The organism is Microbacterium sp. Z10_103 (genome assembly GCF_058310455.1).
The window spans coordinates 2,799,071-2,813,411 of the sequence record NZ_JBZEGK010000001.1 but is presented as its reverse complement, the minus strand read 5'-3'; the positions used below and the strand labels follow the sequence as shown (position 1 = coordinate 2,813,411).

Here is a 14,341-nt window from a genome sequence, read left to right as displayed (position 1 = left end):
CCGCCCCGCACGAGGCGTCACTCGACAGTGAAGCCCTGGTCGTTGCCGTACTGGATCAGCTGCTCCTGCCAGGCGGCGAGCCCTTCGTTCAGGTCGCTGTGATTCGCGTAGGCCTGCCCGACGGTGTCGCCGTAGATGCTGTTGGCGTACACCTGGTAGGGCAGGTAGCTCCATCCCTCGCGCACGTCGCCGGCGGCGGCGGTGAGGACCTCGTTGATCTTCTGCCCCCCGAAGTACTCCGACTCCAGGCTCAGGAAGTCCTCCGACTCCAGCTGTCCGACGGTGGAGGGGAACCCGCCGCTCTCGGCGAAGATGGCCAGGCTCTCGTCGTCGTTGTTGAGCCACTTCAGGAACGCCGCAGCCAACGCCGGGTTCTTGCTCTGCTTCGTCACCGCCTGTCCGCCGCCGCCGTTCTCGGCACTGACGGCGGTGCCGTCGTACGTGGGGATCGGCGCGACACGCCAGTCGCCCGCAGCATCCGGAACCGACGATTCGAGAACACCGGGCATCCATGCGCCGGTGATGAGTGTGGCGATCGAGCCGTCACCGAGGCCCTGGTACCACTCGTCGGTCCAGCCGGGGGTGTCGGAGAGCAGATCGTTCTCGACGAGCTGGTTCCACGTGTCGGCCCACTTCTTCGACCCCTCGTCGGCGATGTCGATCGTCACGTCGGTCCCGTCCACCTCGAAGGGGTGACCGCCGGCCTGCCAGATCATGCTGGTGGTGAAGCCCGCGTCGCCGGTGTCGGAGGTGATGTGCTTCGTCGGGTCGGCCGCCGTGAGCTGCTGCGCGGTGGCGATGTACTCGTCCCACGTGGCGGGCACGGTCAGGCCGAACTGGTCGAAGACGGCCTGGTTGTAGAAGAGCGCCATGGGGCCCGAGTCCTGGGGAAGGCCGTAGATCTTGCCGTCGAAGTCCACCGACCCCCACGTCGATGCGGTGTAGTCGTCTTCCAGCTCGTCGAACCCATACGGCGCCAGATCGAGCAGGGCGTCCGTCAGAGCGAACTGCGGGAAGGCGTAGTACTCGATCTGCACGACATCGGGGGCACCGGAGCCCGCCTTGATGGCATTCTGCAGCTTCGTGTATTCCTCGGTGTTGGTGCCCGCGTTGACGAGGTTGACGGTGACCTCCGGGTACGCCTTCTCGAACGCCGCGACCTGTGCCTCCGCCGACGGCGTCCACGACCAGTACGTGATCTCACCGCCCTGAAGCCGTCCCAGAACTTCGCATCCGTGAAGGCGGCGATGTAGTTGTCGAAGCCGACGAAGGCGTTGCCGCCGATCAGCTGCTCGCGGAAGACGCTGAGATACAACGAGTACGCGAGCGGAGCGAGGAACACCAGCGCGAAAACGACGGCGAACGGTGCGACGAACAACCAGCCGCGATCGTCGACGCGCAGGCGTCGGCGGCGGGGTGAACTGCCGGTGCTCGCGCGTGTCACCGTGGGGGGTGCCGCCGTGGTCGTCATCGCACCGAAGCCTCTTCCCTGAGCAGGCCACGCAGCGGAGCGCGGCCGATGTTTACGTCAACATACGCGCGGTCACGCTAACATGTCAACGTCAACATCCCAGGGGGCGCGCGTGACGGATACCGACACACCCGACTCTGCTGCGCGCGCGCGACCGCGTCGCGAAGTCTCGATGGCCGACGTCGCAGAAGCGGCAGGCGTCTCGGGGCAGACGGTCTCGCGAGTGGCGAACGATCGCGCCAACGTCGATCCGGTGACGCGCTCGCGCGTGCTCGAAGCCATGGAACGGTTGGGGTATCGGCCCAACAGCGCCGCGAGGGCACTGCGGTCGGGGCGCTTCCGCAGCATCGGTGTCATCATGTTCTCGCTCGCCAGCTACGGCAACAGCCGGACGCTGGATGCAGTGGCGTCGGTCGCGGCGGCAGCCGGCTACTCGATCACGCTGATCACCGTCGACACAGCGACGCAGTCCGACGTCTCCGGGGCGTTCGTGCGGCTGCGAGAGCACGCCGTGGACGGTGTCGTCATCCTCATCGAACGCCACCGCCTGGGTGAGGCGGAACTCGCGCTGCCCTCCGGGCTTCCGGTCGTGGTGGTCGACTCCAGCGCCACGTACGCGTATCCCGTCGTCGACAACGACCAGGCGCTGGGCGCGCGGTTGGCTACCGAGCATCTCCTCGACCTCGGGCACGCGACGGTGTGGCATGTCTCCGGTCCCCTGGAGTCGTTCGCAGCCGAGCGGCGGCGACAAGCCTGGCGGGAAACTCTCGAAGCCCGCGGATCCTCCGTGCCAGAGGTGGAGGTGGGGGATTGGACGGCCGATTCCGGCCACCGGATCGGGCGACGCCTCGCTGGGGTGGCGGAAGCGACCGCCGTGTTCGCCGCCAACGACCAGATGGCGCTCGGAGTCGTGCGCGCGCTGCACGAGGCCGGTCGGGCGATACCCGCGGAGGTGAGCGTCGTCGGGTTCGACGACATGCCCGAGGCGGCCAACTACTGGCCACCGCTCACCACCGTGCGCCAGCACTTCGACCGCGTCGGAGCAGGGGCGATCCGAGCCCTCCTGGCCGAGCTGGACGGACAGCCCCCGGAAGATGAGCGCACGCTGATCCCCACGGAACTCGTGGTGCGGGCGAGCTCCGGGCGCCGCGCGGTCTGAGGCGCCGCATCCCGCATAGCATCGAGGCCATGACGCGCGTCGTCCTCGCACCGGACAGCTTCAAGGGCACGGTGCCGGCAGCCACTGCGGCGCAGGTTCTGGGGGAGGGCTGGCGCAGCGCACGTCCGCACGACGACCTCGTGCTCCGGCCGATGGCCGACGGCGGGGAGGGCACGATCGACGCGATCGCGACGGCCGTTCCTGGCGCCGAACGCATCCCCGTCACCGTTTCCGGCCCGGATGGATCGCCGGTGCTCGCATCCTGGCTCCTCCTTCCGCCCACGCGCGACGCCCCTCTGGGCACCGCCGTCGTCGAGCTCGCCTCGACCTCGGGGATCGAGCTGCTCGGTGACCGGCGCCTCCCCGAGACGGCATCAACCCTCGGCTTCGGTCAGGCCGTGGCCGCCGCACTCACGACGGGGGTTTCGCGCCTCGTGCTGGGGATCGGGTCCAGCGCCTCGACGGACGGTGGGGTCGGGCTGCTCACGGCGCTGGGTGCGCGATTCCGGGATGCCGCGGGCTCGGAGATCCTCGCGGGGGTCGCCGGGCTCGGAGTCGTCGCGAGCGCTGACCCCTCAGGCCTCCGGCCGCTGCCGCCGGGCGGAGTCGTCGTCCTCACTGATGTGACCAATCCGCTCCTCGGCGCTTCCGGGGCCGCCGCGGTCTTCGGCCCGCAGAAGGGCCTCGACGCCGACGGGATCGCGCGCGCCGAGGCGGGGCTCGCCCGGCTCGCCGCGCTCATCCCGTCCATCGACCCGGAACTGCCGGGTGCCGGTGCCGCCGGGGGCACCGGATGGGCACTCGCCGCGTGGGGCGCGCGCCTGGTGCCCGGCGCCCGCGAGGTGGCGGAGCTCATCGGGCTGCCCGCGGCCGCCGCATCCGCCGACGCGGTCGTCACCGGGGAAGGCTCCTACGACGTGCAGTCCGCCGCCGGCAAGGTACCCGCGTATGTCGCCGGCCTCGTGCCCTCGCGAAACGTGGGTCTCGTCGCGGGACGCATCGCGCCGGATGCCGACACCGCGGTGTTCGCCGCATCCGTCTCGCTCACCGACCTGGCCGGATCATCCACGGCCGCGATGGGCGACCCGCTTCGCTGGCTCCGCGAGGCCGGGAGCCGCCTCGCCCGCACCCTGCTGCCCTGACCCGGCGCCGCCGCCGAGCCGCCTCATCCGCCGAGTGCACGGGTTCCTGCCGATCGCACGGCTTCTCGGCGCAGGTAGGCCGTTCGTTCGATAGGAAGTCGTGCACTCGCGTGGCGCGCCTCGCGTGGCGCGCGGGCTAGGCGTCGCCGAGCGCGGCGGAGACCACCGCGCGGGCCTCGGCCTGCACCTCGCGGAGGTGCTCCTCACCCCGGAGGCTCTCGGCGTAGAGCTTGTACACGTCCTCCGTGCCCGAGGGGCGGGCAGCGAACCACGCATCGGCGGTCTGCACCTTGAGCCCGCCGATCGCCGCGCCGTTGCCGGGGGCGTGCGAGAGCTTGGCCGTGATCGGCTCGCCCGCGAGCTCGGTCGCTGTCACCGCATCCGGCGACAGCTTCGCCAGCTGAGCCTTCTGCGCGGGGGTCGCCGGAGCATCGACGCGCTGGTAGGCGGATGCCCCGAATTCGGCCTCCAGCTCGGCATAACGCTGCGAGGGGGTCTTCCCCGTCACCGCGAGGATCTCCGCCGCCAGCAGGCACAGGAGGATCCCGTCCTTGTCGGTCGTCCACACCGAGCCGTCGGTCCGCAGGAACGAGGCGCCCGCGGACTCTTCGCCGCCGAAGGCGACCGAGCCATCGAGCAGCCCCGGCACGAACCACTTGAACCCGACCGGCACCTCGAGGAGCGTCCGGCCGAGGGATGCGGCGACCTTGTCGATGATCATCGACGAGACGAGCGTCTTCCCCACCGCAGCATCCGCGGGCCAGCCCGGCCGGTGTGCGAAGAGGTAGTCGATCGCGACGGCGAGATAGTGGTTCGGGTTCATGAGCCCGGCGTCGGGCGTCACGATGCCGTGGCGGTCGGCGTCGGCGTCGTTGCCGGTGAGGATGTCGTACTCGTCCCGGCGCGCGACGAGCGAAGCCATCGCGGAGGGCGACGAAGGGTCCATCCGGATCTTCTCGTCCCAGTCCAGCGTCATGAACCGCCACGTCGGGTCGACGTCGGGGTTCACGACGGTGAGGTCGAGCTCGTACACCTCGGCGATGAGCGACCAGTACTCCACGGATGCGCCGCCCAGGGGGTCAGCGCCTATCCTCACCCCGGCGCGCTTGATGGCGTCGATGTCGATGATGGTCGCGAGATCGCGCACGTAGGCGTCGCGGAAGTCGTACTCGCCGAGGGTTCCCGCGTCGAGGTCGGCGTACCGGGTGCGCCGCACCCCGTCCAGCCCCGCGGCGATGAGCTCGTTCGCGCGGTCCGCGATCCAGCCGGTGGCATCGGTGTCGGCGGGGCCGCCGTGCGGGGGGTTGTACTTGAAGCCCCCGTCGCGGGGCGGGTTGTGGCTCGGGGTGACGACGATGCCGTCCGAGCGGCCGGGGTCATCGAGCGCCCGGCCCCGGTTGTAGGTGAGGATGGCGTGGCTCAGGGCGGGCGTCGGCACCCACGAGTCGCGCGCATCCACCCGCACGTCCACGTCGTTGGCGACGAGCACCTCGATCGCGGTGCGCTCCGCCGGGAGAGACAGTCCGTGCGTGTCGCGGCCGAGGAACAGGGGACCGGTGATGCCCTGCGCCGCTCGGTAGTCGATGATGGCCTGCGTGGTGGCGAGGATGTGGTCTTCGTTGAAGCTCGTCGACAGCGACGAGCCGCGGTGGCCGCTCGTGCCGAAGGCGACGCGTTGCTCGGGGATCGACGCATCCGGTTTGCGGTCGTAATACGCCGCGATCAGCTCGTCGATGTCGATGAGATCGGATGCTTCGGCGGGAAGTCCTGCGCGACTGCTCATGGCACCAGTCTGCCGCGCGGTCGCCTCTGGCGGCACTGGTTTGACACGATCCGTCGGCTTCTGTCAGGCGGCACGCACGCGCCGAGCGAGAAACGACATCCCGGGCGAGACAGGACGCGTCGCGCCGTTTCTCGTCCGGAACGTCGTTTCTCGGCGAGCGCGCGGGGCGAGCGGACGCGGCGAGCGGGCGGGACGGCATAGCGGGCGGGTCTAGGCTGATCGCCGTGACGCCCGAGCACGAGAACCCGCCTGCCCGTCGTACGTACAGCTACCTGGGTCCGGCGGGAACCTTCACCGAGGCAGCCCTCGCGCAGGTGCCCGAAGCCCGCGACCAGATCTGGCGCTCGGTGCGCAACGTCGGAGAAGCGCTCGCCGACGTGGTCGAGGGGCGGTCGGATGCGGCGATGATCGCGATCGAGAACTCCGTCGACGGCGGGGTCTCCACCGCGCAGGATGCGCTGGCGACGATGCCGGGCCTTCGCATCGTGGGGGAGTACCTCGTGCCGGTGAACTTCGTGCTCGTCGGCCGGCCGGGAACGCGCATGGAAGACGTGTCGCTCGTCGCGGCGCATCCCGTGGCCTACGCACAGTGCCTGCAGTGGCTCACCGCGACCCTCCCCGCCCACGCGCACATCCCCGCGGCCAGCAACATCGCCAGCGCGCTGGGGATGCTGGATGGCAGCTCCGATGCGGATGCGGCGATCGCCGCGCCCGGCATCATCGCGCACCACGACCTCGCCGTCCTGGCAGAGGGGATCGGCGACAACCCGAACGCCGTGACGCGGTTCGTCCTGGTCAGCCGCACGGTGGCACCGGCTCCGCCGACGGGCGCGGACAAGACGTCCCTCATCGTGGAGCTGCCCGAAGACCACCCGGGCGCCCTCCTCGAGCTGCTCGAGCAGTTCGCCACCCGCGGCATCAACCTGAGCCTGCTCGCGTCGAGGCCCATCGGCGACGCCCTCGGGCGATACCGCTTCGTCATCGACGCCGACGGGCACATTCAGGACGAGCGGATGGCGGACGCCCTCCTCGGTCTCCGCCGCTTCAGCCCGAAGGTTATCTACCTCGGGTCGTACGCGCGCGCCGACCGAGCGATCGTCCGCTATCCCCCGCGCTACTCCGACGACGTGTTCGTCGAGGCGCGGGACTGGGTGCGCGGCCTGGTCAGTGGGGAGCCCGGCGTCTGATGCCGGAGGTCCTGCGCTACGCAGCCTTCACCGACCCCGATCGGCCGGGCGGCGGCAACCCCGCGGGTGTGGTGCTGGATGCGGACGATTTCGGCCCGTCCGAGATGCAGCGCATAGCGGCCGAGGTCGGGTTCAGCGAGACCGCTTTCCTCAGCCAGGACGGCAGCATCCGGTTCTTCTCGCCTCTGGCGGAAGTGCCCTTCTGCGGACATGCGACGATCGCCACCGCCGTGGCGCTCGCCGCGCGCGACGGCGCCGGGCCGCTGACTTTCCGCACGCCCGTCGGTGACGTGCCGCTGGAGACCTCGCCCGGAACGGACGGGGTGCTCCGGGCGGCGTTCACGAGCGTCGAGCCGCGCGTCGAGGAGTTCGACCCGGCCGTGCTCGCCTCCCTGCTCGAACTCCTCGGGATGCGGGAGGAAGACCTCGATCCGTCCTTTCCGCCCCGTATCGCCTACGCGGGCAACCGCAATCCGGTCCTGGTGCTGCGGGACGCGGGCGTCTTCGACGCGTTCACGTTCGACCCGTCCGCGGGGCGGGCGATGATGGATGCGGAGGGGTGGTCAGGCACCGTGACGGTGATGCTCCGCGTGGCCGACACGGCCTGGGAGGCGCGCAACCTCTTCCCGGTGGGCGACATCACCGAGGATCCGGCGACCGGCTCGGCCGCGGCATCCTTCGGGGGCTACCTTCGGGCGCTGGGCGCGGTGGAGACGCCCGCGCGGATCGTGATCCGGCAGGGCCGGCACGTGGGGCGGCCGAGCCTGCTGATCGCTGACATCCCCGACGCCGGCGGCATCACCGTGTCCGGTACGGCCTCCCCGCTCTGACGCCTCGATCGCAGTGATCTACGCTGTGGGGATGCGTGAGCCGCTGCGGCTGTCCACAGGTTCCCTGAGTTCCGCGATCTTCCGCCTCGCCCGCGTGCACAAGTCGCTCGCGGCGAAGCTGCTGCGGCGCACGGGGCTGCGGCCGGGGCAGGAGCTGGTGCTCATGACCCTGTGGGAGCACGGCCCGCAGCGCATGACGGACCTGGTCCGCACCCTCGATACGGATGCACCGTCGATGACGCGCAGCATTGGGCGGCTGGAGAAGGCCGGCCTGGTTCGCCGCGGTCCATCCCCCACCGATCGGCGCGTCACCGTCGTCGAGGCCACAGACGCCAGCGCCCCGCTGCGGAAGGATGTGGAGGCCGCGTGGGCCGAGCTCGAGGCCCTGACGGCGCGGTCGTTGAGCGAGGGCCAGCGTCAGCAGTTCCTCGCCCTGCTGACCGACGTCGAGAAGCCGCTGCGCGAAATCGAAGACACGCTCTAGGCGCCCGGCCGGATGGTCAGCGGCGTGCGGCGTCCGTGTACTCCGGGGCCCACGCGCTGCCTTGCTCACGGTCGAGCGCGGTCTGGGCGCGGTTGCGCATGAAGAAGATGTACACCGTCAGGCTCACGGCGATCACGGCGGTGACGTAGACGATGAACCACGTCACGTTCTCACCGGCCAGGAAGGCCTGGTAGATGGCCGGAGCAGTGCCGCCGAACACCGAGTTCGCCAGGGCGTATCCCAGACCCACACCGAGCGCCCGGACCTCCGCGGGGAAGACCTCCGCCTTCACGATCGCGTTCACCGACGTGTAGCCGGTGAGGATGACGTAGCCCACGGCGGTCAGGGCGAAGGCGACGAGCGGCGATTGCGTCTGCGGCAGGAACGTGATGAGTACCCACGTGTAGAGCACGCCTCCGATCCCGAAGAACACCAGCAGCGGCTTTCGGCCGACCCGGTCGCTGAGGAGTCCGCCGAGGGGCTGCAGCAGCATGAGGAAGATCAGGCCGAGGAGGTTCGTCCAGGTCGCGGCGACCGCGGCGTCTTCCCCGAATGTCGTCTTGACGATCGTGGGCGCGTTGACGCTGTAGGTGTAGAACGCGATCGTGCCACCGGCGGTGACGAGGAACACCCACACCAGCTGCCGCCAGTACGACGTCAGGAGCGTCTTGAGCGACCCGGCGCCGCGGTCTTCGCCCGAGCGGACGGCCGCAAGGTGCTCCTCGCTGAGCGACTCATCCATCGTCCGTCGCATCCACAGGACCACGAGTGCCGCGATGCCGCCGATGAAGAATCCGATGCGCCATCCCCAGTCCTCGACCGCCTCCACCGGCAGCACGGCGAGCACGATGAGCAGGGTGAGCTGCGCCAGCACGTGGCCGCCGATGAGGGTCACGTACTGGAATGAGGAGAAGAAGCCCCGGCGACGGGCGGTGGCCGCTTCGGACATGTAGGTGGCGGAGGTGCCGTACTCGCCGCCGGTCGCGAAGCCCTGCACGAGCCGGGCTCCGATGAGGATGATCGCCGCCCAGGCCCCGATGGCCTCGCGGGTGGGCATCACCGAGACGAAGAAGGAGCAGGCGGACATCACGGTGATGCTGACCGTGAGCGCGGCCTTCCGGCCCCGCCGGTCGGCGAACCGGCCGAAGAACCACGACCCGATCGGGCGCATGATGAAGGTGACGGCGAAGATCGCGTAGATGTAGAACGTCGAGTTCCGGTCATCCTCGGCGAAGAACTGCGCCTCGAAGTACGACGCGAACACCGTGTAGACGTAGACGTCGTACCACTCGACGAGGTTTCCCGCCGATCCTTTGATCGTGTTGAGGATCGCGCGTCCGGTGCTCACCGGGGCACGCGTGGGGCTGGAGGGCGCCGTCGCTTCGGTCACTCCGTGAAGATTACGCCACCACCGCCCCTGCTGCCCAGGGTTGCGCGGGACGGCTCCTCCGATTACGCGCTGCGGCGGCGCAGAAATCGAGGAGATCTCGCAGATCGAGGGCCGAAACCGGGGAGGGGCTCCTCGATTTCCGAGATCCCCTCGAAAACCGCGGCCAGCCCGACGCGGCAGAGAAGATCAGCCGACGCGGGCGGGAAGGTCAGCCGACGCGGGCGGGGCGATCAGCCGACGCGGGCGGGGGTCGCCAGGAGTTCGAGGGTCTGGATGCGGCCGGGCGCCGTCTCCATCGGCTCGCCGTCATACGCGCCGGCGACCGGCGAGATCATGACCTCATCCACGCCGTAGCGGTCGGCGAATGCGGTGAGCTCCGCGGTGACCTGCTCGCCAGTTCCGACGAACCACTTCTGGCGCGCGGCATCCATGATCGACGTCGACATGCCGTCCCACGGATCGGCCTTCACCTGTTCCACCGTCTCGAGCGGGACCAGCGGGCGGTTGGTGCGCAGGCGTGCCATCATGCGCAGCTGGGGCAGGGCGCGGTCTTCGGCTTCCTCGGCAGTGGGGGCGGCGACGACGTTGGTCGTCAGGAAGGTCCGGGGCTCGGGATGCTGCGCACTGGGCTGGAACTGCGTGCGGTACAGGTCCAGCGCCCGCTCCAGACCCTCTCCGGCGAAGTGGTTCGCGAACACGTAGGGCAGGCCGAAGCGCGCGGCGAGCTGAGCGGAGTAGTCGCTCGAGCCCAGCAGCCACACCTCGGGCGTGGTCGTGGAGGCGGGCGTCGCGTGCACGGTGTACTCGCCGCCGGAACTGAACCGAACGGTCGCACCCTCGGGGGAGGTCAGCGAGATGATGTCGGCGATGTGGTCGGGGAAGCGATCGACGTCGCTGGTGGTCCCCGAGCGGTGCAAGAGCTGCGTGATCACGGGGTCCGAACCCGGTGCCCGTCCGATGCCGAGGTCGATCCGGTCGGGCGCGATCGCCTCGAGTGCGGCGAACTGCTCGGCGACGATGAGCGGCGAGTGGTTGGGGAGCATCACGCCACCCGAGCCGACGCGGATGCGGTCTGTCCGGGCAGCAGCGGCCGCGATGAGCACCGGAGGAGTCGTCGAGGCGACGGCGGGCATGTTGTGGTGCTCGGCGAACCAGTAGCGGCGATAGCCGAGGCGGTCGGCGTGCACGGCGGTGTCGAGGGATGCGGCGACCGCCTGGGCGCTGGTCTGCCCGTCGCGGACGGGGACGAGGTCGAGGACGGAGAGAGCGGGAGCGGGAGCAGTCATTACTCATGCCAACCCGGCGCCGCCCCCTTCCTATTCCCTGCACCGCGCACCCCGCCCCGGCGCGGCACCCCCGCGGTTTTCGAGGACATCCCGGAAATCGAGGAGAGGGATGCAGCATCCGCTCCTCGATCGGCGCGATCCCCTCGATTCTCGTGGGAGCGCCTGCGGTCCCAGGCGAGTGCACGACGACCGCCCGCCGCCCTCGCGCCCCCTGTGATCGCGGGCCCCCAGCACAGAGCAGACCCCTGCGCACCCGTGTTGACAACCCACCAGACCCGTTCGTACTGTGCAGCCGTTCGCAGGCATGCGGCTGGCTTCGGGCTCGGGTCTGTAAACGGCCACAGAACGTGGACATGCGCGGTGCTTCGCGCGAAGCACCAGAGAGGGGACGGCCGGATGACCGCCACACAGGAGCGCACGAGGAGCAGCAGCACGCGCTCCCAGCCACCGCCCGCCCCGCCCCAGCGCAAGACGCCCCATAAGGGCGCGATCGCCATCTTCACGGGACCTTTCGGCATCCTTTTTCTGCTCTTCTACCTGATTCCGATCGGCTATGCGGTCTGGCAGTCCCTGTTCGTCGTGCACCGAGAGGGCACTTTCGGCGCTCCCCAGCAGGTGTTCGGGGGTCTCGCCCAGTACGTTCAGGTGTTCCAGAACGGGCCGTTCTGGGAGTCCATCGGCCGGGTGTTGCTCTTCGGCGTCGTCCAGGTGCCCGTGATGCTGGGGCTGGCGCTGCTGTTCGCGTTGCTGCTGGATTCTCCGGTTCTGAAGGGGAAGAAGTTCTTCCGGCTCGCCTTCTTCGCGCCCTATGCCGTGCCCGGGGTCATTGCGGCGATCATGTGGGGCTTTCTCTATTCGCCCAACCTGTCGCCCTTCACCGACGTGACGGGCGTGATCGATTTCCTCTCTCCCGAGCTGGTGCTGTGGTCGATCGCCAACGTCGTGACATGGGTCTTCGTCGGCTACAACATGCTCATCATCTACTCCGCGCTGCTGTCGATCCCCACGGAGATCTACGAAGCGGCACGCCTGGACGGTGCCGGACAGATTCGCATCGCGTGGTCGATGAAGATCCCGATGGTCGCCCCCGCGATCATCCTCACCGCCGTGTTCTCGATCATCGGCACCCTTCAGCTGCTGGCCGAGCCGCAGGTGTTCCGATCCTTCACCGCCGCCGTGTCGTCGACCTTCACGCCGAACATGACCATCTACGCCACGAGCGCGATTCCCAACACCAACCTCGCCGCGGCGTTCTCGGTGGTGCTCGCCCTGGCGACGTTCGCGCTCTCGTTCGCGTTCCTCAGGGGCACCCAGCGGAAGGCGAACCCATGAGCCTCCTCGCCCGGACCCGCGGCGCCACCGCGGACGAACCGACCCCCACGCGCGGCCCCCGGGAGAGCATCCTCTCCCGCTCGGCGGCGCTGATCGTCATGGCCGTCTTCACCCTGTACTTTCTGGTGCCGATCTGGTGGCTCTTCATCGCCTCCACCAAGGACCGCAGCGATCTGCTCACCACTCCGGCGCTGTGGTTCGCGGACTGGAACTTCTTCGAGAACGTCCGTGACCTCGTCTCCTACGGCGACGGCGTCTACCTGCGCTGGCTCGTCAACAGCCTCGGCTACGCAGGCCTCGGGGCCCTCTTGGCGACGATCATCGCGGGGATGTGCGGTTACGGCCTGGCGAAGTACCGCTTCCGGGGCCGCGAAGCCTTCTTCAACATCGTCCTCGGCGGTGTCCTGGTGCCCGCCACGGCTCTCGCCCTGCCCCTGTTCCTGCTGTTCAGCCAGGTCAACCTGACGAACACCTACTGGGCGGTGCTGCTGCCGAGCATCGTGAGCCCGTTCGGGGTGTACCTCAGTCGCATCTACGCCGCCTCGTCGGTGCCCGATGAGCTCATCGAAGCTGCCCGGATCGACGGCGCGGGGGAAGTCCGCGCGTTCTTCACCGTGTCGTCGCGCCTGATGATGCCCGCGCTGGTGACGGTGTTCCTCTTCCAGTTCGTCTCGATCTGGAACAACTTCTTCCTGCCGCTGGTCATGCTCCGCAGCGAGGAACTGTTCCCCGTGACGTTCGGCCTCTACTCCTGGAACACGCAGCTCAACCAGATCCCCGAGCTGCGCACCTATGTCCTCGTCGGTTCGTTCCTGTCGATCGTGCCCCTCATCATCGCGTTCCTCCTGCTCCAGCGCTTCTGGCGCAACGGCCTGGGCACCGGCTCCGTGAAATGACCCATGCTCCCGCGGTCACCCGCGCCATCCAGTGAGGAAGATCATGCAATACACGAAGAGGGCGGTCGCCACCGGAGTCGTAGTGCTCGCCGCGATCGGACTCGCCGGATGCGGGGGCGGAGCCGAGGGAGGGGCCGCCGCATCCTGCACCCCCTCCGAGGGGAATGTCACGCTCGACTTCACGTCGTGGATCCCCGGCGTGAAAGACGTCGTCGAGATCTGGAACGAACAGAACCCGGAGATCCAGGTCGACGTCCAGACCGGGCCGAACGGCAACTCCGGCACATACCAGAGCTTCTTCAGTCAGATTGCGGCGGGAAACACTCCCGACCTCGGTCAGATCGAGTACGACGCACTGTCGAGCTTCCGGGTGCAGGACGGCCTGGAGAACCTTGCGCTGTGTGAAGACGTCGTGGATGCGGAGTCGGATTTCATCCCGTGGACATGGGGACAGGTCACGCTCGGTTCCGCCGACGGGGTGTACGGCGTCCCGCAGGACTCCGGGCCGATGGCGCTCTTCTACCGTTCCGACCTCTTCGCGGAGCATGGCATCGGGGTCCCCACGACGTGGGCGGAGTACAAGGAAGCCGCCGTTCAGATCCGCGAAGCCGGTGGCTACATCACGAACTTCTCCACCGCGGACATCAACCAGTTCGCGGGATTCGTGTGGCAGGCCAACGGAAGTTGGTTCGCTGACGAGGGGGATGAGTGGCGGGTCGATCTGACCGGCGAGGAGTCGACCAAGGTCGCGGATTACTGGCAGGAGCTGCTCGATGAGGATCTCGTGGCCACGTATCCCGCGTGGACCGAGGAGTGGAACAACGCGTATAACTCCGGCCAGGTGTGGAGCTGGACCGCGGCCGTGTGGGGCGCCAACTCCATTGCGAGCGGCGCGCCCGACACAGCCGGTCTGTGGTCGGTCGCCCCGTCGCCGCAGTGGGAGGCCGGCGGCCAGAGCGCGGGTAACTGGGGCGGTTCCTCCGTCGCCGTGTTCAAGGGAACCGAGCACCTTTACGAAGCCACGAAATTCGCGCTCTGGCTGAACACGTCGGAAGAGGCGCTCACCGCGCTGAACCAGTCGGCGAACATCTACCCGGCGACGACGGCCGGGCTGAGCCTGCCCTCCCTGCAAGAGGGCGTGGAGTTCTACGGCGGCCAGAAGATCTACGACGTGTTCGCCGCCGCCGCGGGGCAGGTGAACCCCGACTTTCTGTGGGGACCGACCATGACGCAGACCTACGCCGATGTGTCGGACGGATTCCAGAGGGCTGTCACGGGACGGGGCACCTTGCTCGAGGCGCTCAGCTCCGCCCAGAAGGCGACGATCGCTGCCCTGAAAGCGCAGGCGATCCCGGTCGCGGAGTGACGGTCACGCGGGGGA

Annotated in this window: 12 protein-coding genes; 8 read left to right on the top strand and 4 right to left on the bottom strand. The window is 69.0% G+C overall.

What is annotated here, in order from left to right:
* Positions 1–17: 17 nt before the first annotated feature.
* A complete protein-coding gene (locus tag AC4FS2_RS13670) occupies positions 18–1,502 on the bottom strand; it encodes an ABC transporter substrate-binding protein (RefSeq protein WP_491156115.1) in 1,485 nt (494 codons plus the stop codon).
* A gap of 141 nt (positions 1,503–1,643) precedes the next feature.
* Here AC4FS2_RS13670 and AC4FS2_RS13665 point away from each other — a divergent pair, with 141 nt between their 5' ends.
* Both AC4FS2_RS13665 and AC4FS2_RS13660 read left to right on the top strand, forming a co-directional pair.
* Entirely contained in the window at positions 1,644–2,630 is a 987-nt protein-coding gene (locus AC4FS2_RS13665; RefSeq protein WP_491156773.1) for a LacI family DNA-binding transcriptional regulator, read from the top strand.
* Positions 2,631–2,659: 29 nt separating this feature from the next.
* Positions 2,660–3,772 carry a glycerate kinase gene (locus tag AC4FS2_RS13660; protein ID WP_491156117.1) on the top strand — a complete coding sequence of 371 codons (1,113 nt, stop codon included), beginning with the start codon at positions 2,660–2,662 and terminating at the stop codon, positions 3,770–3,772.
* 136 nt (positions 3,773–3,908) lie between these two features.
* Here AC4FS2_RS13660 and pgm read toward each other — a convergent pair whose 3' ends face one another.
* The gene (gene pgm / locus AC4FS2_RS13655) at positions 3,909–5,555 is read right to left on the bottom strand and encodes a phosphoglucomutase (alpha-D-glucose-1,6-bisphosphate-dependent) (RefSeq protein WP_491156119.1); all 1,647 of its coding nucleotides are present in this window, start codon (positions 5,553–5,555) and stop codon (positions 3,909–3,911) included.
* A 224-nt stretch (positions 5,556–5,779) separates the two neighbouring features.
* Between pgm and pheA the strand changes: the two genes are divergently transcribed.
* The 3 genes from pheA to AC4FS2_RS13640 are packed head-to-tail and all read left to right on the top strand — an operon-like array spanning position 5,780 to position 8,056.
* On the top strand, positions 5,780–6,742 hold the full coding sequence (gene pheA / locus AC4FS2_RS13650) for a prephenate dehydratase (RefSeq protein WP_491156121.1): 963 nt from the start codon (positions 5,780–5,782) through the stop codon (positions 6,740–6,742).
* Positions 6,742–7,572 carry a PhzF family phenazine biosynthesis protein gene (locus tag AC4FS2_RS13645; protein ID WP_491156123.1) on the top strand — a complete coding sequence of 277 codons (831 nt, stop codon included), beginning with the start codon at positions 6,742–6,744 and terminating at the stop codon, positions 7,570–7,572. The genes pheA and AC4FS2_RS13645 overlap by 1 nt, the downstream gene beginning before the upstream one ends.
* A gap of 31 nt (positions 7,573–7,603) precedes the next feature.
* Positions 7,604–8,056 (top strand): MarR family winged helix-turn-helix transcriptional regulator, encoded by a 453-nt coding sequence (locus AC4FS2_RS13640; protein WP_491156125.1) that lies wholly within the window; start codon positions 7,604–7,606, stop codon positions 8,054–8,056.
* Positions 8,057–8,072: 16 nt separating this feature from the next.
* Here AC4FS2_RS13640 and AC4FS2_RS13635 read toward each other — a convergent pair whose 3' ends face one another.
* Together AC4FS2_RS13635 and AC4FS2_RS13630 are read right to left on the bottom strand one after the other, a co-directional pair.
* Positions 8,073–9,446, bottom strand: a complete 1,374-nt coding sequence (locus AC4FS2_RS13635; RefSeq protein ID WP_491156127.1) for an MFS transporter — start codon at positions 9,444–9,446, stop codon at positions 8,073–8,075.
* 230 nt (positions 9,447–9,676) lie between these two features.
* Entirely contained in the window at positions 9,677–10,732 is a 1,056-nt protein-coding gene (locus AC4FS2_RS13630; RefSeq protein WP_491156128.1) for an LLM class flavin-dependent oxidoreductase, read from the bottom strand.
* Between the two features lie 396 nt (positions 10,733–11,128).
* Here AC4FS2_RS13630 and AC4FS2_RS13625 point away from each other — a divergent pair, with 396 nt between their 5' ends.
* From AC4FS2_RS13625 to AC4FS2_RS13615, 3 genes are read left to right on the top strand one after another with little or no spacing between them, the layout of a single operon-like run.
* Entirely contained in the window at positions 11,129–12,064 is a 936-nt protein-coding gene (locus AC4FS2_RS13625) for a carbohydrate ABC transporter permease (protein ID WP_491156130.1), read from the top strand.
* A complete protein-coding gene (locus AC4FS2_RS13620) occupies positions 12,061–12,960 on the top strand; it encodes a carbohydrate ABC transporter permease (protein WP_484507961.1) in 900 nt (299 codons plus the stop codon). Before AC4FS2_RS13625 ends, AC4FS2_RS13620 begins: the two co-directional genes overlap by 4 nt.
* Before the next feature lie 43 nt (positions 12,961–13,003).
* Positions 13,004–14,326, top strand: coding sequence for a type 2 periplasmic-binding domain-containing protein (locus AC4FS2_RS13615; protein ID WP_491156133.1), 1,323 nt, complete (start codon positions 13,004–13,006; stop codon positions 14,324–14,326).
* Positions 14,327–14,341: the final 15 nt, after the last annotated feature.